Origin of the sequence: Kitasatospora sp. NPDC058170, assembly GCF_042883905.1 — a bacterium.
In the GTDB taxonomy this organism is placed as follows: domain Bacteria; phylum Actinomycetota; class Actinomycetes; order Streptomycetales; family Streptomycetaceae; genus Kitasatospora.
This window is the reverse complement of the sequence record NZ_JBHVUV010000006.1, coordinates 247,399-273,433: the sequence shown is the minus strand read 5'-3', so window position 1 is coordinate 273,433 and position 26,035 is coordinate 247,399. Positions and strand designations below refer to the sequence as shown.

19 protein-coding genes are annotated in these 26,035 nt (G+C 73.2%); 8 read left to right on the top strand and 11 right to left on the bottom strand.

Annotated elements, in window-relative coordinates:
- Positions 1-46: 46 nt before the first annotated feature.
- The 3 genes from ACFVVX_RS09770 to ACFVVX_RS09760 are packed head-to-tail and all read right to left on the bottom strand — an operon-like array spanning position 47 to position 3,330.
- Positions 47-1,060 (bottom strand): carboxymuconolactone decarboxylase family protein, encoded by a 1,014-nt coding sequence (locus ACFVVX_RS09770; RefSeq protein ID WP_387943339.1) that lies wholly within the window; start codon positions 1,058-1,060, stop codon positions 47-49.
- Between the two features lie 48 nt (positions 1,061-1,108).
- Complete coding sequence (locus tag ACFVVX_RS09765; RefSeq protein WP_387943337.1) at positions 1,109-2,764, bottom strand: GMC family oxidoreductase N-terminal domain-containing protein; 1,656 nt, start codon at positions 2,762-2,764, stop codon at positions 1,109-1,111.
- The gene (locus ACFVVX_RS09760) at positions 2,761-3,330 is read right to left on the bottom strand and encodes a DUF5987 family protein (RefSeq protein WP_387943335.1); all 570 of its coding nucleotides are present in this window, start codon (positions 3,328-3,330) and stop codon (positions 2,761-2,763) included. Before ACFVVX_RS09760 ends, ACFVVX_RS09765 begins: the two co-directional genes overlap by 4 nt.
- 468 nt (positions 3,331-3,798) lie before the next feature.
- On the opposite strand from ACFVVX_RS09760, the gene ACFVVX_RS09755 reads away from it, so the two are divergent.
- Positions 3,799-4,596: a helix-turn-helix domain-containing protein gene (locus tag ACFVVX_RS09755; protein WP_387943333.1), complete on the top strand. Its 798-nt coding sequence runs from the start codon at positions 3,799-3,801 to the stop codon at positions 4,594-4,596.
- A gap of 210 nt (positions 4,597-4,806) precedes the next feature.
- On the opposite strand, the gene ACFVVX_RS09750 is transcribed toward ACFVVX_RS09755, so the two are convergent.
- The 3 genes from ACFVVX_RS09750 to ACFVVX_RS09740 are packed head-to-tail and all read right to left on the bottom strand — an operon-like array spanning position 4,807 to position 8,179.
- Complete coding sequence (locus tag ACFVVX_RS09750) at positions 4,807-6,171, bottom strand: cytochrome P450 (RefSeq protein WP_387943331.1); 1,365 nt, start codon at positions 6,169-6,171, stop codon at positions 4,807-4,809.
- Positions 6,168-7,151, bottom strand: a complete 984-nt coding sequence (locus ACFVVX_RS09745; protein ID WP_387943329.1) for a DUF1702 family protein — start codon at positions 7,149-7,151, stop codon at positions 6,168-6,170. The genes ACFVVX_RS09750 and ACFVVX_RS09745 overlap by 4 nt, the downstream gene beginning before the upstream one ends.
- Before the next feature lie 56 nt (positions 7,152-7,207).
- Positions 7,208-8,179 (bottom strand): DUF1702 family protein, encoded by a 972-nt coding sequence (locus tag ACFVVX_RS09740; RefSeq protein ID WP_387943327.1) that lies wholly within the window; start codon positions 8,177-8,179, stop codon positions 7,208-7,210.
- Between the two features lie 287 nt (positions 8,180-8,466).
- Between ACFVVX_RS09740 and ACFVVX_RS09735 the strand changes: the two genes are divergently transcribed.
- From ACFVVX_RS09735 to ACFVVX_RS09715, 5 genes are read left to right on the top strand one after another with little or no spacing between them, the layout of a single operon-like run.
- Positions 8,467-14,268: an SDR family NAD(P)-dependent oxidoreductase gene (locus tag ACFVVX_RS09735; RefSeq protein ID WP_387943325.1), complete on the top strand. Its 5,802-nt coding sequence runs from the start codon at positions 8,467-8,469 to the stop codon at positions 14,266-14,268.
- Positions 14,268-14,720, top strand: a complete 453-nt coding sequence (locus ACFVVX_RS09730; protein WP_387943323.1) for an acyl-CoA thioesterase — start codon at positions 14,268-14,270, stop codon at positions 14,718-14,720. The genes ACFVVX_RS09735 and ACFVVX_RS09730 overlap by 1 nt, the downstream gene beginning before the upstream one ends.
- On the top strand, positions 14,717-15,304 hold the full coding sequence (locus ACFVVX_RS09725; RefSeq protein WP_387943321.1) for a flavin reductase family protein: 588 nt from the start codon (positions 14,717-14,719) through the stop codon (positions 15,302-15,304). Before ACFVVX_RS09730 ends, ACFVVX_RS09725 begins: the two co-directional genes overlap by 4 nt.
- Positions 15,301-15,480: a hypothetical protein gene (locus ACFVVX_RS09720; RefSeq protein WP_387943319.1), complete on the top strand. Its 180-nt coding sequence runs from the start codon at positions 15,301-15,303 to the stop codon at positions 15,478-15,480. The genes ACFVVX_RS09725 and ACFVVX_RS09720 overlap by 4 nt, the downstream gene beginning before the upstream one ends.
- Positions 15,465-16,508: an NAD-dependent epimerase/dehydratase family protein gene (locus ACFVVX_RS09715; RefSeq protein WP_387943317.1), complete on the top strand. Its 1,044-nt coding sequence runs from the start codon at positions 15,465-15,467 to the stop codon at positions 16,506-16,508. Before ACFVVX_RS09720 ends, ACFVVX_RS09715 begins: the two co-directional genes overlap by 16 nt.
- A 58-nt stretch (positions 16,509-16,566) precedes the next feature.
- Here the strand turns inward: ACFVVX_RS09715 and ACFVVX_RS09710 are convergent, their stop codons facing one another.
- Positions 16,567-17,226, bottom strand: coding sequence for a TetR/AcrR family transcriptional regulator (locus tag ACFVVX_RS09710; protein ID WP_387943315.1), 660 nt, complete (start codon positions 17,224-17,226; stop codon positions 16,567-16,569).
- A 313-nt stretch (positions 17,227-17,539) separates the two neighbouring features.
- Between ACFVVX_RS09710 and ACFVVX_RS09705 the strand changes: the two genes are divergently transcribed.
- Entirely contained in the window at positions 17,540-18,343 is an 804-nt protein-coding gene (locus ACFVVX_RS09705; protein WP_387943313.1) for a TIGR03084 family metal-binding protein, read from the top strand.
- A 70-nt stretch (positions 18,344-18,413) separates the two neighbouring features.
- Here ACFVVX_RS09705 and ACFVVX_RS09700 read toward each other — a convergent pair whose 3' ends face one another.
- Complete coding sequence (locus tag ACFVVX_RS09700; RefSeq protein ID WP_387943311.1) at positions 18,414-19,799, bottom strand: FAD-binding oxidoreductase; 1,386 nt, start codon at positions 19,797-19,799, stop codon at positions 18,414-18,416.
- A 27-nt stretch (positions 19,800-19,826) separates the two neighbouring features.
- A complete protein-coding gene (locus ACFVVX_RS09695; protein ID WP_387943309.1) occupies positions 19,827-21,068 on the bottom strand; it encodes an acyl-CoA dehydrogenase family protein in 1,242 nt (413 codons plus the stop codon).
- A gap of 172 nt (positions 21,069-21,240) precedes the next feature.
- Here ACFVVX_RS09695 and ACFVVX_RS09690 point away from each other — a divergent pair, with 172 nt between their 5' ends.
- A complete protein-coding gene (locus ACFVVX_RS09690; protein ID WP_387943307.1) occupies positions 21,241-22,632 on the top strand; it encodes a condensation domain-containing protein in 1,392 nt (463 codons plus the stop codon).
- Between the two features lie 113 nt (positions 22,633-22,745).
- On the opposite strand, the gene ACFVVX_RS09685 is transcribed toward ACFVVX_RS09690, so the two are convergent.
- Together ACFVVX_RS09685 and ACFVVX_RS09680 are read right to left on the bottom strand one after the other, a co-directional pair.
- The gene (locus ACFVVX_RS09685; protein WP_387943305.1) at positions 22,746-24,251 is read right to left on the bottom strand and encodes an IPT/TIG domain-containing protein; all 1,506 of its coding nucleotides are present in this window, start codon (positions 24,249-24,251) and stop codon (positions 22,746-22,748) included.
- Positions 24,252-24,597: 346 nt separating this feature from the next.
- A complete protein-coding gene (locus ACFVVX_RS09680; protein ID WP_387943303.1) occupies positions 24,598-25,935 on the bottom strand; it encodes an extracellular solute-binding protein in 1,338 nt (445 codons plus the stop codon).
- Positions 25,936-26,035: the final 100 nt, after the last annotated feature.

The window sequence follows — 26,035 nt, the reverse complement described above, 5'->3', positions numbered from 1 at the left end:
GTCCCGCAGCGGCCGGGCGAATGCTTCTCCCGTCGTGCTGACGGGGTCAGGAATTCCCGGGGGCAGCGAGCCGGGCGCCCATTTCCCGGGCCGCGGAGAAGGCCGCCCAGAATGTCAGCTCGATCAGTGCGCCGTCACCCGGCCGTTCGTGCCGGAAGCCCGCGACGACCGCCTCGTCGACCTGGTAGGAGGCGAGGGCGGTGAGCAGCGCCAGCCGCCCGGCCGCGCGATCGGCGGGCGGCAGGGCGGCCACGGCCTCGTCGACCCAGCCGCGGCCGAGGCCCCTCGGCCGGCCGTCCCAGCGGGCCAGTTCGGTGCGGACCAGCCCGCGGACGGACTCCGGCACCGTGCGTGCTCCGGCCGACTCGGCGGCGGCCGCCGCGCGGGCGAAGGCGCCGGCCACGCTCGGGGTGGCGGCGGCCCAGCCGAGGTCCGCGGGCAGGGCCGCGCCCGGCAGCAGTTCGAGTGAGCTGCCGGGCGCCCAGTGCCGAGCGGTGGCGGTCCCGAGGAACCGCCCGAGCAGGGCGCCGGCCCCGCTGCGGACCGCGGGCGGCGCGACGGCGGGGAACGGGCTGTCCGGCAGGAAGATGTTGACCATGCGGTTGAGGTGGTGGAACGTCACCGCGACCCCGACCAGCTCCGGGGCGTGGGCGGCGGGGAACGGAGCCGGCCGGGCACCGCCCGAGCCGGCCCACTCGGCGACCGCCCCCGGCGCCGCACCGGCCGGCTCCGGAAGGCGGCGCAGCGCCATGCCGTGCACCTCGACGCAGTAGGGGCAGGAGTTGGCCTCGGAGACCGCCGTCGCGACCACCTCCTTGAGGGCCCGGTCGACGGCGCCGGCGGCGACCAGCGTCTCCCGCAGCATCATCCAGGAGGCCGCGAGGGCGGCGGGTGCCGGGGAGTGCAGGGCCACCGGCGGGGCGAGCATGCCGAACTCCCGCTCCATGTCGGCGTAGACCCGGCCGACGCGCTCCCCGGCGCGGGGCACCCGGACGGGGGATACGTGGCGGACCTGGTCGAGCGACCGCCGCAGTGCCGACCGGAGGACTGCTCCAGCCATCGTCGTCTCCTTCGGTTGACGGTGTCCGGGTGCGCCCGCTGAGCACGGTCAGCCGTGCAGCCGCTTGGCGGCGAGCGGGAGGACGGTACGGCGCCCGTTGTCGCCCGCGCCCGGGCCGGGCGCGCCGTAGCCGACCTTGATGCCGCGCTGCTGGGCGGCCCGGACGATGCCGGGGATCGCGCGCTCGGCGAGCGCGGAGATGGTGAGCGCCGGGTTGACGGTCAGTGCGCCGGGCACGGCGGATCCGTCCGTGACAAAGATGCCCGGGTGGCCGCGGAGTTCGTGGCCGTCGTCCAGCGCCGAGGTGGCCGGGTCGTCGCCGATCCGGCAGGAGGCCAGCGGGTGGACGGTGTACGCGCCGACCAGGTCGTTCGTCCAGGGCATCACCCTGGCCAGGCCGTCCCGCTCCAGGATCGACTTGACCACGGCGTCGGTCTCGTCCCAGGCGCGCAGCGTGTTGGGCGTCGGGCGGTAGCTGAGCGGGCCGGCGCCGAGCATCTGCTGCGAGATCCGGGTGGCGTTGCCGGTGGGCGGCGGCGGGCCGAAGACGCCTTCGTTGTCGTCCTCGATCATGGTGAAGACGGTCAGCCAGGACTGCCACTGCCGGACCAGGTCCTTCTTCTCCACGCCGAACCACGAGGGGCCGGCCGCGTCGGGGACCTGGGCCAGGATGGTGCCGAAGCCGGGCGGGAAGTAGAGCTGCTCCAGCGAGTACCGGTGGTACTCGGGCAGGTTGCCGTCCAGGTTGTCCCAGCTGGCGACCACCGGGCCCTTGCCGATCTGGTTCGCCGCGTACGCCCGGCCGTCGCCGCGGTCCAGGCCGAGCAGTTCGGCGGCCTTCTCCTCGTTGATGACGGCGGTGTTGAGCCGCTCCCCGTTGCCGGAGAAGTACCGGCCCACCGCGTACGGCATCGGGCCGAGGTCGGGCTCCGAGCGCTTGAGGATGACCGGTGTGGCGCCCGCCCCGGCGGCCAGCACCACGATCTTGGCCTCGATGACGCCGTGGCCGACCTGCTCGCGGTAGTCGACCTCGTCCACCACGTTGTAGTGCACGCGGTACCCGCCGTCGTCGGTCCGTTCGAGGCGCTGGACCTCGTGCAGCGGTCGGATCTCGGCGCCGTGCGCGAGCGCGCCGGGCAGGTAGTTGAGCAGCAGGGAGCGCTTGGCGTCGAAGCGGCAGCCCGCCATCATCCAGTTGCAGTTGGTGCACTTGGTGTTGTCGACCGCCACCGGGACGGGGTTGGCCGTGCGGCCGGCGTGGTCGCAGGCGGCCGCGAACAGGCCGCCGGCGAAGCTGACGTCCTTCCAGTCCTGCTTGGTGATCGGCAGGGCGTCCGTCACCACGTCGTACCAGGGGTCCAGGGTGTCGCGGGTGATCGCGGCGGGCCACATCCGCCGGCCGATGCCGCCGCGGCGCTCGAAGACGAACCGCGGTGCGCGGGGCATGGCGGCGAAGTAGACGACGCTGCCGCCGCCGACGCAGTTTCCGCCGAGCAGGCTCATGCCGTCGCCGACGACGAAGTCGAAGATCCGGGTGTAGGAGGAGCCGAGCAGGAAGTCGTGCTCGAACTCGTCGGCTTTCAGCCAGGGTCCGCGCTCCAGCACGACCACCTTGGCGCCGCCCGCGGCGAGGTGGTAGGCCGCGATGGCGCCGCCGAATCCGCTGCCGATCACCAGGACGTCGGTGCGCTCGCTACTGCTCATGCCGGGCTCCCTGAGGCCGTCGTGTCCGGGTGCGAGTCGGCCAGCTGGCGGCCGTAGGTGAAGTCCGAGAACCGCCAGAGGCCGTCGGCTCCGGGCTTGCTGAAGCCCATCGCGGTGAGCCCCGGGTGGTCGTCCGCCATGGCCTCGGCGGTGTGCCGGTGGGCGCCGGTGTCGTAGGCCATGTTGCAGAACAGCGCCAGCAGGACCCACAGCGGACGCTCGGGGTGCGCGACCGCGGTCAGCCGCCGCACCAGCTCGGTGCGGTGGGCGAAGGACAGTGCGACGAAGGTGGGCACGGACGCGTCCAGGTCCAGCTGCTGCTCGGCCGCGTAGGTGTCGGCGTGCGCGTTCAGCGCGGAGGCGAAGTTGGGCAGATCGGGGGCGAGTCCCGTCCCCGGGAGCTCCAACAGGTCGATGGCGCCGGCGACCACCGCGCCGCCCCCCTCGGCCGCACCGGCCACCGCCAGGTCGGTGGGGGAGCGTTTCTCGCCAGGGACGATGGTGTCCGCGAACGCTTCCAGGGTGATCGTCCTGCCCTGCTCTTCTTCTGAAGTGCCGGATGGCAACGGCTCTCCTCCTGTTCATCGGCGGTGCCGCATTGGCTAAAGGGGATTCGGCCGGTCATTAACCGGGGTCGAAGTTTGAAACCGACTGGAGCCGGAAAGAGATTTCTACCGGCACGTACGGATGCCGCGGACGGATGTTTCCCGCCCGGTATGGTTTCGCAGCTCCCATCGTGCTGACGGGGCGCTCAGGCTGCATCTTCCGTGTTGCTGCCTGGCTTCGGGAGGATGGCCGGCACGTTAAGTTACCGGCGAGTATGGCCATTATCGATCGTTGATCAGCACAATCGCACTGCTATGGTATTCAATCAACAATCGACCCGAAGCGCCCGCGTCCGGTTGTGTATGAGGGGACGTTTGTGGTCGATGGCCGATGGGCAGCTCTCGGATTCACGATGTTCGAGAGGCATCGGTATGGAGTGTTTCCCGGAAAGTTTTCACTTCTCCGGACAGCCCTGTACTGGAGGTTCGATGGACGACCCCAGAACCACCACGAAGTCGGCGATAGAACAGGCCGTCTTCCGCGCCGTGGAGGCCATGAGCGCGAATATCGGTGAGCCGCTCACGATTGACGACATGGCACGCACCGCGATGTACAGCAAGTTCCATTTCTCGCGGGAGTTCCAGCGGGTCACCGGCGTCTCGCCGAGGCGTTTCCTCTCCGCCCTCCGGTTGCAGGAGGCGAAGCGATTATTGGTCGAGACGGCGATGACCGTGACCGAAATCAGCCACCGCGTGGGCTACACCAGCGTGGGTACTTTCAGCTCCCGATTCGCCAGCAGTGTCGGAGTCTCCCCCACCGCGTACCGCCAGCTCGGCGGATTCGCCACCGAGATCAGGACGGAGAACCAGCCGGTCGCGCGCGAGGGCCGCAGTTCGACGTTGTACGGCGAGGTGCGGGCGCCGCTGGGGGGAGATCTCGGGCTGATCTTTCTGGGCCTCTTCCCGGGCCGGATCCCGCAGGGCCGCCCGGTGGGCTGCGCGATACAGACCAGGCCGGGCCCGTTCATGTTCGAGAACGTGCCTCCCGGCAGCTGGTACCTGCTCGGCCATTCCGTCCCCCGGGGGATGGGCGAGCAGATGGTGCCCGATCAGCAGGTCTGGGTGGCCTCGGTCGGCCCGATCGAGGTGCGACCGGACGTACCGGTACTGCCGATCGACTTCCGTTTCCGCGCCAAGCGCACGCTGGATCCCCCGGTCCTGCTGGCGCTGCTCGATGTGCGGCCGGAGGCGATCTGGCGCAGTGAGATGGCCAGCCGGGCGGTCTGAGCGCCGGCACCGGAACAACGGAACAGCGGTGCGGCCGAAGTTCGGGCCGCACCGCTGTTCCGGTGTACGGGGTGGATCGGGAGCGCCGGGTGGATCGGACGTACGGGGTGGATCCGGAGCGCCGGGTGGATCGGACGTACAGGGTGTAACGGGTGCGCCGGGAGTGCTGGGCGGATCGGACGGACCGGGCGGACCGGCCGGACCGGGAGGTCAGCGCATCGGGTGCGCCGTCATCGGCAGCCCGCCGCGGACGCGGAGCGAGAGCATCGGCTCGGCCACCACCCGGTACCCCGGCACGAGGCTCAGCCGCAGCTCACGGGAGAGCAGCGCGACGGTGAACACCGCCTCCATCAGCCCCAGGCTGTTGCCGACGCAGAACCGCGGTCCGGCGCCGAACGGGATGTAGGCGTACCGCGGCCGTCCGCCGGAGTGCGCCGGGTCGAAGCGGTCCGGCCGGAACTGCTCCGGCGCGTCCCAGAACTCCGGGTGCCGGTGCAGGGTGTACGGGCAGATCAGGACGTCCGAACCGGCCGGCACCGGGTACCCGCCGACCTCGTCCTCCGCCTGGGCCTCGCGCGGCAGGATCCACACCGGCGGGTACAGCCGCATGACCTCCTCGACCACCTGCATGGTGTAGGTCAGCCGGTGCAGGTCCTGGTACTCCGGCAGCCGGTCGCCGAGCACCTCCACCGCCTCGGCGTGCAGCCGCTCGCGGACCTCGGGGTGGCGGTCCACCAGGTAGAGGGTCCAGCCGAGCGTCGAGGCGGTGGTCTCGTGCCCGGCCAGCAGCAGCGTGGTCAGCTCGTCCCGCATCCGCTGGACGCCGACGCGCTTGTCCGGCTCGGCGCGGGTGGACGTCACCAGCCGGGCGAGCGCGTCCTCCTTCCCGGCGAGGTCGCCGGTGCGCGCCACCCGGTCCGCGACCAGGTGGTCGACCGTCCGCTGCAGGGTCTGCCGGGCCTTGCGGAAGCGCAGCTGGTGCGGCAGGGGCACCCACATCGGCACCGAGCTCATGGTGACCATCTCGAACATCGCCTGGTCCTGCACGGCCTCGAAGGCCTCGCCGAGCCCGTGCACGGCCCCGAGGTCGGCGTCCAGGAGGGTGCGGCCGAGCACGCCGAGGGTGAGGGCGGTGATCTCCTCGATCACGTCGACCGGTCCGCCGCCCTCGAAGGTCCGCAGCCGGGCGACGAGCTTGGCCGCCTCCTCGGCCACGATCCCGGCCTGCAGGTTGATCCGCTTGGCCTGGAAGGCCGGCTGGACGACCTTGCGCTGCTTCTGCCAGAGCTTGCCCTCGCTGGTCAGCAGGCCGTCGCCGAGGGCGCGTCTGGCCTGCTGGAGGCCGATGCCCTTGTGGTAGTTGGCGGCGTGGTCGGCGAGCACCCGCTTGGCGTGGTCCGGGTGGTTGAAGAAGTACAGGGTCTTCGGGCCGATCCTGATCCGGACGGCGTCGCCGTACTGGCGCGCCGCCGAGGTCATCAGGGCGAGCCGGTCGCCGGCCAGCTGCCGCAGCAGGCTGGGCATCTCCCGGCGGGCGGGGCCGGGCATCGGCGCGGTGGTGCGGGGCTTCGTCATGGGCGGTCGACACCCCCCGGGGCGGCGAACTCGTCGGCGATCAGCTGCCGCCAGACCTCGTAGGCGGGCTGCCCGGCCGTCGCGGAGGCGGCCTGGCGGGCGTCGAGGGTGATCTGGGCGGCCTCGGCCGGCGGGAGGCCGCAGAGGATCCCGGTGGCGAGCGCGGTGTGCGGTACCACCAGCCCGGCCCGGATCCTCGCCTCGGCGGCGAAGGCGCTGCCCTGGGCGACCAGCGGGCGGTACACCCCGGCGCGCTCCCGCAGCACCAGCAGCTCGTTCTCCTCGGCGCCGCCCGCGTAGCTGGCGGCCAGTCCTGCACCGCTGTAGAGGTCGCCGCGGCGGCGCTCCGGGAACTTCTCGATCATGGTCGCGACCAGGTCGGCCTCGGTGCCGCCGATGAACCACAGGGCCCGGCCGATGCCCTGGTCGATCGCGTTGGCGGCGTAGCCGGGGTGGTTGTGCGCCGGCCAGGGCAGCCCGGTGTCCTGCTGCTGGCCGTGGACGTAGCGGTCGGTGTGGAAGTACGCCTGGTGGAACCCGTAGCCGTCCAGGACCAGCCAGCGCAGCAGCGGGTCGAGCCGGTCGATCGCCGGCCAGCGGAACCGGGGCAGCCGGGCCATCGCCCAGCCGATCCCGACGTACACCATGTAGTTGTGGCGGTCGCCGCGTCCGGCCAGGAACCGGTCGACCGAGCCCCGGCCGCCGAACGGCAGGCCGTCGAGCATCGCGAAGCCCATGCCGGCGCCTTCGTAGGCGAAGCCGCGGAACTGCGTCGGGATGCGTTCCAGCCGCTCCTCGGCCTCGGCCGTGGTGCGGGCCTCCATCGCGTGGCCGTAGCCCTCCAGGAACGTCCGGCCGACGGTCTCCAGGAGGTCCTGCGAAGCTCGGTTCTTCTTGTGGAAACCGCGGGTGTCGAGCAGGGTTTCCCGGGTGTTCGGGGTCAGTATCCGGCGCCTCAGCGCACGCCAGGAGTTCGGCACGGAGTGCTCCTTCCATGTGTTCCGGCGGGTTCGGGAATTCCGTCGGTCGGGATCCGTCAGTCGAGATCGGAGAACTCGTGGCGGACCCGGCTGCGCCACAGCTCGTAGGCGGGGTGCGAACCGTCGCCGGAATGCGTGGCGCCGTCGTCCGCGATCTTCACTGCCTGCTCGACCGAGCGGCCGGTCAGCAGCTCGACGGCGGCCGCCGAGTGCGGCGGCACGTACCCGGAGTACGACCTGGCCCGGATCGCGAAGACCGCGCCCTGGGCCAGTTCGGCCCGGCTCCTTCCGGCCGCCGTGCGCAGCGCGGCCAGTCCCTCGTTCGGGCAGCCGCCGGCGAAGGTCGCGGCCAGTCCGACCCCGCTCCACAGGTCGGGCTGCCGGTGTCCGGGGAACCTCCCGACCGCGGCCGCCACCTGCTCCGGGTGCCCGCCGTTGATGAACCACAGGGCCCGTCCGATCCCCTGGTCCACCGCCCGCGGGAAGTACTCCTTGGAGCCCTGCCACGGGTAGGGCGCCGGGACGTGCTGCCGGTCCACCCAGCGCGCGGTGTCGAAGTAGGCGCGGTCGAAGGCGTAGCCGTCCACCGCGAGCCAGCTCATCACCGGGTGGTACGGCGTCCCGGACAGGTCCGGCAGCACCTTCCTCCAGAGCGGGCGCGGCAGCCGGGCCATCGCGAAGCCGATGCCGATGTAGGCCAGGAAGACGTGCGGCTGGCCCGGGCCGAGCAGCAGGTCGCGGGTCCGGGTGCCGCCCGCGGTGGCGTCCAGGACGGTGAAGGCCATCACGGCGCCCTCGTAGGCGAACCCGCGCTGCTCCGGCTCGACCAGGTCCAGCCGGCGCTCGATCTCCCACTGGTCGCGGACGTCCATGCCCCACTCGAAGCCGCAGACCACGGCCTGCGGCACCGCCTCCAGGTGCCGGGTGGCGTCGGTCGGGGTGACCGGGAAGCCGCGCCGGGCGAATGTCACCTCCGCGAACTGCGGTGCCAGTACCAGTCGTCGCAATGATCCGAGCAGTGTCGGCACGATCGTCTCCTGCCCTTGCCATGAGGGGTGGGGGGAGTCTCCATGCTGGGTGTCGTGCCTGGTCCGGCGCTTCTCCCGGCTTGCGCTGGTCGCGAACCGGCCGGCCGGTGGCTTCGCGAAAATTACGGCGTTATGCAATAACCGTGTGATAATCCTGTTATGTAAAAACTATCCGGCGCATATCGATGGAAAGCATGCTCGAAGAAGACCGGTGCAGTGCGCAGCGGGCATGCTCGATCCGATCGCTCCAGGTCATTCGACTGGCGAAGTTCGGAGGCGATAAACAAATGGACAACAGCCGGATAGCAATCATCGGAATCGGGCTGCGTTACCCGGGAGCGGCCGGGCCGGAGGAACTCTGGGAGGACATCCTCGGCGGCCGCCGGGCCTTTCGGCAGCTCCCCGACGAGCGGATGAACAAGGCCGACTACTGGTCCCCCGACCCGGCCGCACCGGACCGTTTCTACGCCGCCAAGGCGGCGGTCCTGCGCGACTACGAGTTCGACCGCATCGCGTACAAGGTGGCGGGCAGCACCTACCGCTCCACCGACCTGACCCACTGGCTCGCGCTGGACACCGCCGCCCGCGCATTGGCCGACGCCGGATTCGCCGAGGGCGCCGGGCTGCCCAACCGGACCACCGGCGTGGTCATCGGAAACAGCCTCACCGGAGAATTCGCCCGCGCCAACCTCATGCGGCTGCGCTGGCCGTACGTCCGGCGCACGGTCGCCGCCGCGCTCCAGGCCAAGGGCTGGGACGAGGAGGAGACCGGGAGCTTCCTGCGTGAACTCGAAGGCCGGTACAAGGCGCCCTTCCCGGAGATCGACGAGGACACCCTCGCCGGCGGCCTCGCCAACACCATCGCGGGGCGGATCTGCAACCACTTCGACCTGCGCGGCGGCGGCTACACCGTCGACGGCGCCTGCTCCTCCTCGCTGCTCTCGGTGGCCACGGCCGCCGGCGCACTCGCCCGGGGCGACCTCGACCTGGCCGTCGCGGGCGGCGTCGACCTCTCCATCGACCCCTTCGAGGTGATCGGCTTCGCCAAGACCGGCGCGCTGGCCACCGGCGAGATGAAGGTCTACGACCGCGACTCCAACGGTTTCTGGCCCGGCGAGGGCGCCGGCATGCTGGTGCTGATGCGCGAGGCGGACGCCGTCGCCCAGGGCCGCCGGATCTACGCCACCGTCACCGGCTGGGGCGTCTCCTCCGACGGCAAGGGCGGCATCACCCGGCCCGAGGCCGACGGCCACCGGCTCGCACTCGCCCGGGCCTACCAGCGCGCCGGGTACGGCGTGCAGACGGTCTCCTACTTCGAGGGGCACGGCACCGGCACCGCCCTCGGCGACGCCACCGAGATCGCCGCCCTCTCCGCCGCCCGCCGGGCGGCCGACCCCGCCGCCCGCCCGGCCGCGCTCAGCACGGTCAAGGGCAACTTCGGGCACACCAAGGCGGCGGCCGGGGTCGCCGGCCTGATCAAGGCCGCCCTGGCCGTGCACCACCAGGTGATCCCGCCCGCCTCCGGCCACCACGACCCGCACCCCGGCCTGCTCGGCGACGAGGCCGCGCTCTACGTGCCGCGCGAGGCCGGACTCTGGCCGGCCGACCAGCCGGTCCGGGCGGGCGTCTCCGCGATGGGCTTCGGCGGCATCAACACCCACGTCGCCGTCGAACAGGCCCCGGGCGCCGCCCGCCGCGGCGAGCTCGACCCCGGCACCCGCGCGATCGTCGCCGGACGCCAGGACGCCGAGCTGCTGCTGCTGGACGCCCAGGACGCCGCCGAGCTGCGCGAGCGCGCCGACCGCCTGAGCGCCACCGCCGCCAAGCTCTCCTACGCCGAACTCGCCGACATGGCAGCAGAGTTGGCCGGGCAGCTGGCCGACCGGCCGCTGCGCGCGGCGGTGGTGGCGGCCTCCCCCGAGGAGGCCGGGCGCGGCCTGCGGTCGCTGTCCGCCCTGCTCGACGACGGCTACGACGGGCAACTGGTCTGCGCCGAGGGCGTCTACCTGGCCCGGCCCGAGGCCGCCCCGCGGATCGCCTACCTCTTCCCGGGGCAGGGCTCCGGGCGCGGCGCCGTCGGTGCCATGCGGCGCCGCTTCGCGGCGGCCGACGAAGTCCACCGCAGCGCCGGACTGCCCGCGGGCGGCGACCAGGTGGCCACCGAGGTCGCCCAACCCCGGATCGTCAGCGGCTCCCTGGCCGCACTGCGGGTGCTGGCCGACCTGGGCGTCGAGGCGGACACCGCGGTCGGCCACAGCCTGGGCGAACTGACCGCCCTGCACTGGGGCGGCGCGCTCGACGCCGAAGGGGTGCTCCGGCTGGCCGCCGTCCGCGGCCGGGTGATGGCCTCCGCCGGCAAGGGCGGCGGAGCGATGGCCGGCCTGGCCACCGACCCCGACCGGGCCCGGGAGCTCGCCGCGGGCGAGGACACGGTGATCGCGGGCTTCAACGGCCCCCGGCAGACCGTGATCTCCGGCGCCGCCGACGCGGTCGAGCGGGTCTGCCGGGCCGCCGCGGCCGCCGGTGTCACCGCCACCCGGATCAACGTCTCGCACGCCTTCCACTCACCCCTGGTCGAGCCCGCCGCCGAGGCGATGACCGACCGGCTGGCCGAGTTCGACTTCGCTCCGCCGGTGCGAACCGTGGTCTCCACGGTCACCGGGGAGCCCGTCGACCCGTCGACCGACCTGCGGGCCCTGCTGCGCGACCAGGTGCTCCTTCCGGTGCGGTTCCACGAGGCCGCCGCGAAGGCCGCCGCCGAGGCGGACCTGGTCATCGAGGTCGGGCCGGGCCGGGTGCTCACCGGACTGCTCGCCGAGATCGCCCCGGGCCGCCCGGTGCTGCCGACCGACACCGACAGCGCCTCCCTGACCGCGCTGCTCCGGGTCCTCGGCGCCGCGTACGCCGCGGGCGCACCGGTGCGCACGGCCGCGCTCTTCGCCGACCGGCTGGTCCGCCCGCTGAGCCTGGACCGCGAGCCGGTCTTCCTGGCCAGCCCCTGCGAGGCCGCGCCCACCAGCGACCTCGGACGCCCGGCCCCGGAGGAGGCCGCGCCCGCGCAGCAGGGCCAGACCACCGGCGACGGCGAGTCCGTGCTCGAACTGCTGCGCCGCCTGGTGGCCGACCGGGTGGAGCTCCCGCTGGAGGCCGTCACCGCGCACACCCACCCGCTGGACGACCTGCACCTCAGCTCCATCACCGTCGGGCAGATCGTCAACTCGGCGACCAAGGCGCTGAACCTGCCAGTGCTCGCGGCGACGCCCAACTACGCCACCGTCCGGCTCGGCGAACTGGCCGAGATCATCGGCCAGTTGGCCGAGGAGGCGGAGGAGGGGGGCAACCCGGCCGGTGAACTGCCGGGAGTGGCACCCTGGATACGGCCGTTCGCGCTCGACCACGTTGCGACCGAGCCGCTCGGCGCCGTGCACGCCACCGCGGCACCGGGGCACTGGTCGGTGCACGCCACCCCCGGCCACCGGCTGGCCGAGCCGCTGCGGGCCGCGCTCGCGGCGGGCGTCCCCGGCGGCGGTGTGCTGCTCTGCCTGCCCGCCGACAGCGGGGCCGACCAGGTCGAACTCCTGCTGGAAGCCGCCCACGACGTGCTCGCCGCACCGCGGGGCACCAGGTTCGTCGTGGTGCAGGGCGGGCTCGGCGCCGCCGGCCTCGCCCGCACCCTGCACCTGGAGTCCCCGGACACACCGGTCACCGTGGTCGACCTGGCCGACCCCGACCCGGCCGACGGCGTCGACCGGATCGTGGCCCGGGTGGTCGCCGAGGCCGCCGCGACCGACGGGTACACCGAGGTCCGCTACCGGGCCGACGGCACCCGCACCGTCCCCGTGCTCACCGCCCGCCCGCTGCGCCCCGCGGAGCCGTCCGCCGCCCCGCTCGACGCCGCGGACGTCCTGCTGGTGACCGGCGGCGGCAAGGGCATCACCGCCGAGTGCGCCCTGACCATGGCCAAGGACTCCGGCGCCGCCCTCGCCCTGATCGGCCGCGCCGACCCCGGCGCGGACAAGGAGCTCGCGGCCAACCTGGAGCGGTTCGCGGCGGCCGGGATCCGCTACCGGTACGAACGCGCGGACGTGGGCTCCGCCGAGCAGCTGTCCGCCGCGGTCGGTCGGATGGCGGCCGTCCTCGGACCGGTCACCGCCGTGCTGCACGGCGCCGGACGCAACGAGCCGGCCGCGCTCACCGGTCTGACGCCGGAGCGGTTCCGGCAGACCCTGGCCCCGAAGACCACCGGCCTGCGGAACGTGCTGGCCGCCGTGGACCAGGACCGGATCAAGCTGCTGATCACCTTCGGCAGCATCATCGGCCGGGCGGGCCTGCGCGGCGAGGCGCACTACGCCACCGCCAACGACTGGATGACCGAACTGACCGTGCGCTTCGGCGACGACCACCCGCAGTGCCGGGTGCTGGCCCTGGAATGGTCGGTCTGGTCCGGCGCCGGGATGGGCGAACGGCTGGGCGTCGTCGAGGCGTTGACCCGCGCCGGGATCACCCCGATCTCCACCGAGAACGGGGTCGAGGTCCTCCGCCGGGTGCTCGCCGACCCCTCGGCCGGGCCCGTGCTGATGGTCAGCGGCCGGACGGGCGGACTGCCCACGCTCAACCTGCCCGCCGCCGAACTGCCGCTGGGCCGCTTCGTGGAACGCGTCGCGGTGCACTACCCGGGCGTCGAGCTGGTCACCGAGGCCGAGCTCTCCGAAGGCGCCGACCCGTACCTGGGCGACCACCTGCTGGAGGGCGACCTGCTCTTCCCGGCGGTGCTCGGCATGGAGGCCATGACCCAGGTCGCTGTCGCCGTCAGCGGGCACGACGGGCCGCCGCTGCTGGAGGACGTCGAGTTCCGCCGACCGGTGGTGGTGCGGCCCGGAGGCTCGACCACCATCCGGCTGGCGGCCCTCGTCCGGGACGGGGAGACGGTCGAGGTGGTGCTGCGCAGCGAGGAGACCGGCTACGCCGCCGACCACTTCCGCGCCGTCCTGCGCTTCCCGCGGCCCGAGCCGACCGGCGAACGTCCCCCCGCCGACGACCGGCTGCCGGCCGTCCCGGTCGACCCGGTGGCCGAGCTCTACGGCGGCGTGCTGTTCCAGGGCAAGCGGTTCCAGCGCCTGATGGCCTACCGCAGGGCCGCGGCCCGGCACGCGCTGGCGGAGATCTCCACCAGCACGCCCGCGGCCTGGTTCGCGGCCTACCTGCCGCAGCAGCAGCGCCTGGCCGACCCCGGCACCCGGGACGCGATGATGCACGCCCTGCAGTGCTGCGTCCCCGACGCCACCCTGCTGCCGGAGAGCATCGGGCGCCTCTGGCTCGCCGACCCGGCCGACCAGGGCAGCGAGTACGTGCTGCTCGACGCCCGCGAGCGGGAGCAGGACGGCGACCGCTACGTCTACGACCTCGACGTGCGGGCCCCCGACGGCCGGCTGGTCGAGCGCTGGGAGGGCCTGGCCCTGCGCGCCGTCCGCAGGCGGGACGGCGCCGGCCCGTGGGTGCCCTCGCTGCTCGGCTCCTACCTGGAGCGGTCGCTGGAGCGGGTGCTCGGCGGAAGCCGCGCGGTCGTGGTGGAGCCCGACCCCGAGGCCGGGGCCGACCGGCGCGCCCAGTCCGAGCTGGCGGTCGGCCGGGCGCTCGGCAGGCCCGTCGAACTGCGCCACCGGCCCGACGGACGGCCGGAGGTGGACGGGGCGGTGGTCTCCGCGTCGCACGCCGCCGGGCTGACCCTCGCCGTGGTCGGGCAGGGGCGCCTCGGCTGCGACGTGGAGAGCGTGGTGGAGCGCGGCGCCGAGGACTGGGCCGGGCTGCTGCCGGCCGGCCTGCTCGCCGTCCGGGACCTGCTGGCCGCCGAGACGGGCGAGTCCGCCTCGACGGCCGGGACCAGGATGTGGGGGGCGCTGGAGTGCCTGCGCAAGACCGGAGCGACGAGCCAGGCGGTCACCCTGGAACGGGTCCACCCGGACGGCTGGGTGGAGCTCGGCGCGGGGGACGCCAGGATCGCCACCTGGGTCACCGCGGTCAACGACCGGCCCGAGCCGGTGGTGTTCGCGGTCCTGATCGGTACCGCGCTGGACGGAGGGACGCGCTGATGGCCGACTACTACGAGATCCGGCACGTGGTGGGCTTCGAGGAGACCAACCTCGTCGGCAACGTCTACTACGTGAACTACCTGCGCTGGCAGGGGCGTTGCCGGGAGATGTTCCTCAAGGAGAAGGCGCCGGGGGTGCTGGTCGAGCTCCAGGACGACCTCAAGCTCTTCACGCTCAAGGTGGAGTGCGAGTTCTTCGCCGAGATCACCGCGTTCGACGAGCTGTCCGTCCGGATGCGGCTGGACGAACTGACCCAGACGCAGATCCAGTTCAGCTTCGAGTACGTGCACCTGACGGACACCGGCGAGCACCCGGTCGCCCGCGGCCGCCAGCGGATCGCCTGTATGCGCGGCCCGAACACGGCGACCGTCCCGGCCCGGGTGCCGGAGGAGCTGCGGCTGGCCCTGGCGCCCTACGCGAGCGGGGTGGCGACGGCGGGGAGGGCGCGATGAGCGACGACGGCGCCCGCGGCGCAGCGGTGGCCGAACCGTCCGGCGGCTGGCCGCCGCCGTGGGAGCCGCGGCCGGTCCGCGAGCAGGACGGCGCCGGGCGCAGCGCGCTGCGCGACGCGATGGCCCGGTTCGGGACCGGGATCACGGTGCTGACCACGGGGGGCGGGACCACCCACGGGATGACGGCGAACGCCTTCAGCTCGGTGTCCCTCGAACCGCCCATGGTGCTGTGCTGCGTGGCCCGGACGGCGGAGATGCACGAGGCGATCGTCTCCTCGCGGTGCTTCGCGGTCAACGTGCTGGGCGGCCGCCAGGAGCGGATCGCCCGCCACTTCGCCGACCGGCGGCGGCCGCGCGGCGTGGCCCAGTTCGAGGGGATCGACTGGTGGCCGGGCAAGCACACCGGCGCGCCGCTGTTCGCGGGCTCGCTCGCCTGGCTGGAGTGCCGGCTGGTCGAGGTGCACGACGGCGGCGACCACTCGATCTTCCTCGGCGAGGTGCTGGAGGCGGAGTGGAGCGCCGAGAGCGAGGCGCTGCTCTTCCTGGGGGGCGGCTTCCACCGGCTCGGCTGGGAGCCCCGGTGACGGCCCGGCGCGAGGGCGGGCGGCGGGCCCGGCCGGCCGCGGCGGGCGCCAAGCCGGGCGCCGGCCAGTCCGCCAGGCCGCCGGAGGCCGCGGTCGGCCGGGCGCTCGCCGCCTGGCCGGTCCTGGGGGAGCGGCTGCTGGAGATGGAGGAGTTGACGCGATGCTGGTCGCTGTGACGGGCGGTACCGGGTTCGTCGGCACGCACTCGGTCGCCGCCCTGCTGCGGCGCGGCCACCGGGTGCGGCTGCTGGTCCGGGACCGGGCCGCGGTGGCCCGGTCCCTGGCGCCGCTCGGGATCGACCCGGCGGCGGTCGAGACGGTGGTCGGCGAGGTCACCGACCGGCGCCGGGTGGCCGAGGCGGTCCGTGGCGCGCAGGGCGTCCTGCACGCGGCCTCGGTCTACTCCTTCGACAGCCGGCAGCGGGAGGCGATCCGGCGCACCAACGAGCACGGCACCGAGCTGGTGCTCGCACAGGCGCTGCGGGCGGGTGCCGAGCGGATCGTCCACGTGTCCAGCGTGGGAGCGCTGTTCCCGACCGGCGGCGCCCCGCTGAGCGAACGGACCCCGGTCGGGTCGCCCGCCGAGCCGTACCTGGCGAGCAAGGCCGCGGCGGAGCGGATCGCCCGGCGGCACCAGCAGGACGGTGCTCCCGTGCTGATCAGCTATCCGCCGGCGCTGCTCGGCCCGCACGATCCCCGGCTCGGGGACCAGACCGCCCGGCTGCGCGACGTGCTGCGCGGGCTGATGCCGGTCTGGCCGCTCGGCGGATTCCCGGTCGGCGACGTCCGGGACACCGCCGAACTGCACGCCGAACTGATGACCGCGCCGCGGACCGGTCCGGACCGCTACTTCGGCCCGGGGGTGTTCCTGCCCACCCGGCAGTACGTGCGGACGCTGCGGGAGGTCACCGGACGGCGGCTGCCCACCGCCTTCCTCCCGGCCCGGGCGGTGCTGCCGGTCGGGCGCCTGGTCGGCCTGCTCCAGCCGTACTGGCCCTGGCACCTCCCGGCGGAGTACGGCGCGGTGTACACCTGCGCGTACGCCACCGCGGTGGACGCCGCCGCCGGCACCGCCGGGCTGCCCGGCCGGGGCATCGCCGAGACGATGGCGGACGCGGTGCGCTGGCTGCACCGCAGCGGCCGGCTGACCGACCGGCAGGCGGGTCTGCTCGCGGCCGGGAAGGAGCCCCGGCCGGCCGGCTGAGCCCCAACCGGCCGACTGAGTCCGGGCCGGCCGGTCAGCCGCCCGCTCAGCCGCCCGGTCAGTCGGCCGAGCGCACGTCCGCGAGGCGCTGTTCGGAGGCCGCCACCGATCTGGTGGCGGCCTCCCGTTCGTCCCCGGCCCCGATCATCAGGCTGACGAGCTGGGCCTCGAAACAGCGGTCCGCGTCGAGCGGGTCGATCAGGTAGCCGCCGAGCTCCAGCGTGACCAGGCCGTGCACCGCGATCCACATCTGACTTGCCGTCAGTTCGGGCTGGACGGTGGAGAACCGTCCGGCGGTGCCGCACCGGACCGCGCACTCGACGGCGTGCAGCAGGGTGTAGCGCCCGGCCTGCCGGTCCTCCTCGCTGAGCGAGAAGCCGGCCAGCGAGGAGCCGCCGAACATCACCGAGTAGAGGTGGGAGTTGGCGAGGGCGTTGCGGCGGTAGGCCCGGCCGAGCAGGGCCATGTCGGCGACCGGGTCGTCGGTCGCGCCGACCGAGCTGAGGTGTCGCTCCAGCCGGTCGAAGCCCTCCCGGACCATCGCCCGGACCAGCCCGCTCATGCCACCGAAGTGGGTGTAGAGGGCCATGGTCGAACTGCTGGCCTCGGCGGCGACCCGCCGCGCGGAGAGGGCGCGAGGTCCGTGCTCGGAGAGCAGCCGGGCGGCGACGTCCAAAAGTCCCGCACGGATGCCGGGGTCTGACCTTCGCGGGCTCATGTCGAACAGTCTTCCACGTCGTATCGCCGAATACATGACATCGTTATGCGAACCGGGGTCCGACGGCCCGACTGTGCAATCTGCAAGAAACGCCGACCGGTTGACACCCCCTCAGCTGCACTTTCACGGCAGCCTGGAAGGTTTGCCGCCGATGCTTCCCGGACGGTGCGGACGGCCTGGAGCCCTGGATCAGCAGGCAGGGAGAAGGGCGGAAGTCCCGCGCGGCCGATACTGGAATTGCCGCCACGGATAACCGGTGAAGTGGCGTTGCACGGCGCAAGTTCCGGTCTCATCGAGCGAGAGGAACCGTCGCGTGACCGTATCGAGGGATGTCATCGCCGACCTGGTGGCCGAGGGCGCGGAGGTCGACCGCCTGGTGGCCGATCTGACCGACGCGGAGTGGGAGCTGCCCACCCCGGCGGACGGGTGGACGGTCGCCCACCAGGTCGCCCACCTGGCCGCCACCTTCCGGATGGCCGCCACCGCGGCCGGCCGGCCCGCCCTGTTCGAGGCCCAACTCGGGCAGATGGGGACCGACTTCAACGCGGCCATCCAGGCCGTGCTGATGCCCTACCTGGAGGGCCCGCGCTCCGAGCTGAAGGCCAAGTGGCGGGCCGAGCGGGCCGGCGCCGAGCAGGCCCTGACCGCGGTGCCGGCCGGTCAGCTGGTGCCCTGGCTGGTCCGGTCGATCCCCGCGCCCGTGCTGGCCGCCGCCGGGATGATGGAGCTGTTCGGGCACGGCCAGGACATCGCCGACACGCTCGGGGTGAAGCGGGAGCACACCGACCGGCTGGAGGCGCTGGTCGAGTTCATCACGCGGGTCTGGGACTTCGGCTACCACGCGCGCGGACTGGCCGTGCCCGAGGTGCGGTTCCGCTTCGAGATCACGTCGCCGTCGGGTGCGCTGTGGGCCCACGGACCGGCCGATGCCGAGCAGCGGATCTCCGGCTCGGCCGCGGACCTCTGTCTGCTGGCCACCCGTCGCCGCCACCGCGACGACCTCGGCCTCACCGCGGTGGGCCGGGAGGCCGACCACTGGCTGGACATCGCCCAGTGCTACCGCGGCCCGGCCGGCCCGGGCCGCAGGCCCGGCCAGTTCGCCGACGCATCCCGGTAGCCCGCACCACCGCCGAAAGCGCCCTCCGTACCGGTGGACCACCGGTACGGAGGGCGCTCGGGCTCCGAGGTCAGTAGCGGGTCGAGGCACCCGGAGGGATGTCGTGGCGCAGGCGGCCGAACGGGTCGACCCGGCGGCGGACCCGGTCCAGTCGCCCGACCGCCTCGGGGGACAGGTGCCGCTGCGGCTGGTCGAGCCGTTCGACCAGGGTCGGCGCGGTCCGGCCGGTGTCCCACGGCGCCAGTGCCGAACGGACCTTGGCGCAGTGGCTGCGGATCGCGGCGGTCGTGATCGGATCGACCGCGATGCCGCCCGCCGTGAAGGCGAAGGCGGCGTCGAGGTGGCTCAGCGCACCGCCGGCCGGATCGGGCACCGCGAGCGCCCCGCCGAGCTGGCGCAGTTCGGCATTGACCAGCGGCGATCCCGACCCCTCGCCGAGGACCTGGAGGAAGACCTCCGCGCCCTGCTCGCCGAGCTCGGAGAGCAGCAGGTGGTCGCCGGCCACCGGGACGGGGTCGACGGGATCCATGTGCGTCCGGAGCACGGCGGACGGCGTGGTGGTGCACCAGGTGTCGAGCACCGGGTCGGCGACCGCCCGGAGCGGGCCGAGCAGTTCCCCGGCGAGGGCCTCGGCGCCGGCCGGGTCGTCGGCGGTGGGAGCGAGCACCACCCCGGCCAGGCAGACGACCGTGCCCCCGGTCAGTTCGGGCGGGATCCCGGGCACGGACGGCAGGTTCATCACCCGCAGGGCGGTGGTGGCGGCCGAGGGGGCGTCCCCGGTCCAGCGCAGCCACCGGGAGAGCAGTTCGGGACCGTGCGCCGCGGGCCAGAAGGCCGCACCGGTGACCACCCGGTCGGCCGGGAACAGCCCGATCTCGACCGCGGTGACCACGCCGAGGCCACCGCCGCCCCCGCGCAGGGCCCAGAACAGCTCGGGGTCGGCCGTCGCGTCCACCCGCCGCAACTCAAGGTCGGGAGTGACGAGTTCGACCGCCCGGACGCTGTTCACGGCGAGCCCCGTGCGGCGGCCGTAGAAGCTGACCCCGCCGCGCAGCAGATAGCCGACCGCGCCGACGGTCGGCGAGGAGCCGTGCGGAGCGGCCAGGCCGTGCCGGGCGGCCGCCTCGACCACGGCCCCCCAGCGGGTGCCCGCCGGGATCCGGGCCGTGCGGGTCCGCGGGTCGACCTCGACCGGGCCGGCGGGCTCCGTCCGGATCAGCAGCGAGCCGTCCATCGGGCGGGCCGAGGAGGCGGCGTGCCCGGTGCTGTGCACCCGCACCCAGAGCCGCCGGGCCTGTGCCCGGCGCAGCGCCGTCCGGACCTGTTCGACGGTCCGGACCGTCACCGCGGCCGCCGGGTGCACCGGCGCGGCCAGGTTGAACACCGCGGTCGCGGCGGCGAATTCCGGCTCGCCGGGCCGGGCGATCACCGGGTCCGGCTGGTCGGTCCCGTTCATGGGCTGGTCCCTCCTTCCGGGCGCGGGCTACTTGACGCCGAACCGGGCACGGGCCAGCTCCCGGGTGGTCACCGAGGACAGGAAGACGCCGATCCCGGCGTGGCTGTGCAGCGTGGACAGATCGCGCCAGATCCGCTCGATCCGCTCGCCGTGCCGGACGGCGCTGGAGCCGGCCGTCGGGAACAGCTGCCCCTCCACGGCGTGCCAGCACAGCCGGATCACCTCGCGGCAGATGGTCGCGATCCGCAGGTCCTGCTCCCGGGTGAAGGCGCCCGGACCCTGCGCACACAGCTCCTGCCACTGCCTGACCGCCTGGAGCACGGCCGCCTCCGCGGTGGCGATCATGCCGGCCGCCTCGCCGTACCAGAACTGGTAGTCCGGGTCCTCGGCCCGGGTGACCATGGGCGGGAACAGCGTGGTGCGGGAGAGCATCAGCTCCTCGTAGGCGTCCAGCGCGCCCTGGGCCATGCCCACCGCCAGCGAGGCCACCTCCAGCACCATGAAGCTGAGCGGACCGCCGCCGTACTCCGGATTGCCGTGCAGCCGGGAGCCCGGCGTGCCGGCCGCGACGTCGACCTCGCTCATGTGCGTCCCCGGAAGGGCGAAGTGCGCGGGGATGCGGCCGTCGTCGATCACCACGCTGTGCGAGCCGCTGCCCTTGAGCCCGAGGTGGCCACCCCAGTCGTCGAGCCGGTGGAACTCGCTGCGCGGAGCGATGAAGAGCATCGGCGCCGCAGGCTCGCCGTCCGCGCCGGGCACCGGGATGTGGCCCATGAAGTGCGTCGCGTACGGGGATCCCGAGCAGTAGTTCCAGGTGCCGTTCAGCAGCCAGCCGCCGTCCGCCACCCGCTCGGCCGACCCGCTCGGCACGATGGTGGCCGGGCAGACGAAGTCGCCGCCGCCGAACAGTTCGGCCTGGGCGGCCTCGCTGAACAGCGAGGCCGCCGGAAGCGCGTGGGTGGCGCCGAGGCAGAACATCCAGCCGGTCGACGGGCAGCCGCGGGCCAGCGCCATCGACACCCGCAGGAACGTGTCGATGCCGAATTCGTAGCCGCCGTACCGCCGGGGCACGAGAATCCGGTAGAAGCCCGCCCGGGAGAATTCCTCGTGGGTGTCCTGGGCGTAGTAGGTGCGCTGTTCGGTCTCGGCCTGCCGTGCCACCAGGGCCGGCGCGATGGCCTCGGCCCTGGCGATGACCTCGGCCGGCGTCAGACCGGGCTCGGGCGGTGGCGGCGAGCCGGACCCTGCGGCATTCGTGGTGACCGTCATTGCGGCGCAGCTCCTCTGCTGTATTCCGTAACGGCTTTACCGGCAAGGGTTGCCCGCCGACCTGCCGCGGCGCACCTCCGGGATTGCGAGCACGTTCGAAGAACCACGGCGGAAGGACGATTGCTACGGTTCCCAAGCGAATTCGGTGCCGGCCAAGCGAGAGGAATGCCCGATGAGTGCCGATGGGAAGCTCCAGCCCGACGATCCGGCGCGCAGGACCCCGCTCTCCTTCAACCAGGACTTCCTGTGCGGGTTCGATCGCGGTGACGACCAGGGCCCGTTCGGCCCGCGGTTCCACATCGTGCACGGCTGGCGCCTGCGCGGGAAGGTCGACACCGGGACACTGCAGCAGGCGCTGGACGACGTCGTCCTCCGCCACGAGGCCCTGCGGACCACGATCGTCCGGGGCGACGGCGAGCGGTACCAGGAGATCCACCCGCCGTCGCCGGCCCGGCTGGAGCTGCGGGAGGCGGCGGCGGGAGCGGATCCTGCCGAGCGCGACCGCGCGGTGGAGGAGCTGATCACCGAGGTCGAGTCGGGCACCATCAGCGCCCGCGAACTCCCCCTGCTGAAGGCCACCTTGCTGCGCTTCGACGAGGACGACGCGATCCTCGTCCTCATCGTGCACCACACCGCGGCCGACGGCTGGTCGGTGCGGCTGATCATCCGCGACCTCGCGGCCTGCTACGCCGCGCGCCGCGAGCACCGGCCGGTCGAGTTGCCGACCGCCCTGCCGTACCGCGAATTCGCCTCCTGGCAGCGGGAGTTCGCCGATGACCCGGCGCTGGAGGGATCGCGCGCCTTCTGGCGCGAGCAGCTGGCCGGCGCCCGGATCCTCTCGGTGCCCACCGACCGGCCGAAGTCGAGCGGCCTGCCGGAGTCGACCGCCGTCTACCGCTTCACCATCGGGGCCGAACTGACCTCGCGGGCCGTGGAGATCTCCCGGGCCCTGCGCAGCACGCCCTTCATGGTGCTGCTCGGCGCGTTCGCCGTGCACGTCCAGCGGACCACCGGGAGCACCGACGTGGTGGTGCCGACGTTCTCGCCGGGGCGCGGCGAGGACAGGTTCCACCACACGGTCGGGCCGTTCTTCAACTTCCTGCCGCTGCGCACGGAGCTCGCCGGCTGCCGCAGCTTCGCCGAGGTGGTCGGACGGGTGCGGGCCACGAGTCTGCTGGCCTACGCCCATGACATTCCGTTCGGTCAGATCATCGCCGAGGCGCCGGAGTTGATGCTTCCGACGCTGGAGGACGACCGGGCGGCCTGCGTCTTCCAGGTGTTCCCGTTCCCGTTCCTGCTCGACGGGGAGCTGATCGGCGACCTCGAGTACACCGAGGTGCGGCGCCGGCTCACCTCCCAGCCGCTGGGCTCCGACGTGCCCAACGGCGCGCTCTGGACGCTCAACCTCGACCCGGCCGGCGACGTGGTCGCGGGCGTCCAGTACAACAGCAACCTCTACGACGAGCGCTCCGTGGCGGAGCAGGCGGACCAGTTCCGGGCAGTCCTGGGGGAGTTGGTGGAGTCGCCGGACGCTCCGCTGGAGTTCCGCTCCGAGCTCTCCTGAATCCGCGCGGGCGAAGCCCGGGGCGTGTTTGCAAAGTCGCGTCGGACCAGGCCCGGGGGAAGCAGTGGCGGACGTCCCGGGGCGGCCGCTCGACGACCGCCCCGGGAGCAGGGCTACCGCCCGGTGTAGGTGAACTCGTCGGCCGGGCTGGTGGGAGAGGTGGCCGTGCCGACCTTCACGGTGATGTCCACCGTCTGGTGGACGTCGATCAGACCGGGCGCGGTCGCGATGATCTCACCGGTGGAGACGAACCTGACCGAGTCGGATGCCTTGTCCTTGAAGTACACGGTGGCGCCTTCGGCGAAGCCCGAGCCGCTGACGGTGACCGGGGTGCCGACGTTCCCGCTGGTCGGGCTGACCGCGCTGACCACCACGGGGGCGGGCCCGCCGTAGGCGAACTGCCCCATCGCGACGGGCGGGGAGGTGGCGAGGGTGTTGGTGACGCGGACGTGGACCACGCCGTGTCCGGCGGGGACCTTGGCGGTGATCTTGATGCCGGAGGGGTCGACGACCGGATCGATGCAGGCGTACGTGCCGAAGTCGACCATGCTGTCCGGGCTGAAACCGGTGCCGTTGATGGTCACCGTGTCGCCCGCCGAGCCGAAGGTGGGGCTCACGTCGGTCACCACCGGACCGGCCGGGACGTCGGGCGCCCCCACCAGGTCCAGGTAGGTGGCGTTGGCGTGCTGGAAGGCGACCTGGGCGAGGAAGTCCTGGGTGGTCTTGTTGACCAGGTTCTTGGCGAGGTACGTGTATCCGGGGTTCATCAGACAGAGCGTGCCGGGCTGGACGTAGACGTTGCCCTTGGTGCGCTGGGCGAACCCCTTGATGAGCAGCTTCACCTCGTCGGTCGCCTGCGGTCCGGGGCCTGGGTACCACTCGGTGGTGGTGACGAGATCGGCCCACGCGTGCGGCACCAGGTCGTAGGCGTTGTTCTGGCGCTCGTCGATGAGCCACGGCCGGGAGTCGACGTAGTCGACGAAGCTCTGCAGGCCGGCGGTGGGAGCGGCAAACGTCATCACCGCGAACTGCGGCTGCGGCTGCTTCGGCCAGGTCTGCGCCTGCAGGTACGGCGCGAGCATGCTGGCGATGCAGCCGCCCAGGCTGTGACCCGTCACGTAGACGGTCGGCTGCGGTGAGGAGGGCGCCGCCTTGAGCGCGGCGGTGAGGGCCTGGGCGAGCGTGGCGTTCGGGGAGGGCGAGGCGATCGACACGGCGGTGGTCACCTGGGTGAACGCCTCCTTCGCCCCCTTGGAGACGGCGACGGGCGTCGGCGATCCGCTTTCCGGGAACGGGACGACCGTGCCGACCTCGAGGTCCTCGAGGATGTCCGTGATGTCGGCGTCCGTCCCGCGGGCGACCACGGCGAACGCGTTCGAGCCGTCGGTGCTCCGGGCGATGAAGGCCATGTTGGCGTTGGCCTCGCTCAGGGCGAGCCACACCAGCTCCCACGCGCCCTGCGTCGCGAGGCCGGGGTCGCTCAGTTGTGCGTCGATGCCGGTGATGATGCGTGCGGTCTGCTGCGGAAGGGACTCCCCGGACGGGCGGGTGGTGTTCGCGGTGGCTGCAAGGGCTGCCAGGGTCATGGTCACCTGGGCGATTGCGGGATCGGATGCCATCGTCGTTCCTGCTCCTCGGATGTCGTGCCGGTGCGGGACGGCCTTCCGGCAGCATCAGGTGCAAGATCTGTGCCGAACCGGCCATCAGAATGGATCGCATGCCATCAGACCCTCCTGCGGCGGCATCCGGTGCATCCCCGGCGCCGCGCCCGGCCAGGTTCACCTGGTCGGCCCTCCGCCCGGTCCCCCGGCCGCCGACGCCCCCGGCCGCGTCGATCGGCAAGCCCCGGCTGGGCCGCGTCTGACGAATGATCACCCGGCCCACCGCGTCGTCGCGGACCTGGATGTGCTCCAGCAGCCTCGCCCAGGTGCCGCCCGCCTCCCGGCGGGCGAACCCAGACTCGGCCTAGCCCACCCTGATCGGGCCCCGGGGGCCCTGCCCCTTGGCGGCGGCGTTGTAGTGGTCCAGCAACTGCTGGGCCTCCGCGTTCGCCTGGGCGAAGCGGGCGCGCGGGTCCGCGTCGGAGGCCAGCACGTCGTGCATGGCGCAGGTGAGGGCGTCCTGGATCCCGGCGAAGTCGCCGAGCAGCGCGCCCCGCGCGGCCGGCGAGCCGTCGTTGGCGGCCAACTGGTCCAGCGCGGTGCGGAAGTGCGGGTTCCGGCGGAACCAGCCCTCCTGGTCGAGCAGGTCGATCGCGCCGCCGGTGACCGGGATGAACCCGGTGGCCCGGTGCCGGTCGGCGGCCCTCCGGGGCGTGTTCAGGTACTGCATGAAGGCCAGGGCGCCGTCCTGGGCCTCGGGGGAGAGGCCGGCCGCCAGCCAGAGCGCGTCCCCGCCGATCACGTTGCCCGCGTAGGGCACCTGCTCGTTGTACGGCATCCGGCAGGCCCGCACCTCGAAGCCGCCGTCCCGGCCGGCCTGGGCCATCCGCGCCGCCTCGACCGAGGTGGTGAGGGTGAAGGCGACCTGCTGGTCGGCGAAGGCGCGGAAGTTGGCGTCCCAGTCGACCTCGGTGTTCACCCGGCTGGCGTGGTAGCGGTACAGGCCGGTCCGGTGCAGCCGCCGCCACCACTCGACGTAGGCCAGCATCGCGTCCGAGTCCAGGTACAAGGTCTCGGCCCGGCCGGAGCGGCCGTTGTCGTGATCGGCGAGCAGCACGCCCTGCTGGGCCACCGACTGCTGGAACAGCCAGCCGTGGTTGGGCCAGGTGATCGCGTGGCCGGGCCCGTCCGGGAGCGCGGTGACGGCCCGGCACGCGGCCTCGATGCCGGCCCAGGTCTGCGGGACCTCGGTGATCCCGGCCCGGTCCAGCAGGGTGGTGTTGGCGTAGAGCAGGGTGGTCGAGGTCAGCGGCGGCATGGCCACCACCTCGCCGTCGTAGGTGTAGTACTGGCGGGCCGCCGCCGCGACGTCGCCGAGGACGACCGGCTCGCCGAGGATCTCGGTGCGTCCCGCGATCGCCCGCTCGACCGAGGTGAACAGCGGTGACCCGTCGGGCTTCCGGGTGTCCCGCGCCTCCTGGGCCGAGGTGTAGAAGTACTGCGCGATGGTCGGCGCGGTGCCCTGCCGGGCCGCGTCGTGGACCACCTGCGGAACCGAGAGCCAGTCCGCGCCGCTGACCCGGATCAGGTACTCGGGGTGGCCGGCCATGAACTTCTCGGCCGACTCCCTGGTCTGGTCGAGAAAGAACGGCATGAACGGGTAATGCGGCACCACGACGTCGATGACGATTGGGCTGCTCATTCTGGCGTCCTCCTGCAACTGGCCGGGTAATCCGGATGTTCATGATCCGTCCCCGACCGGGCCCGGGCATCTCCGACCGTGCTGAGTCCGCCGGCCGGGC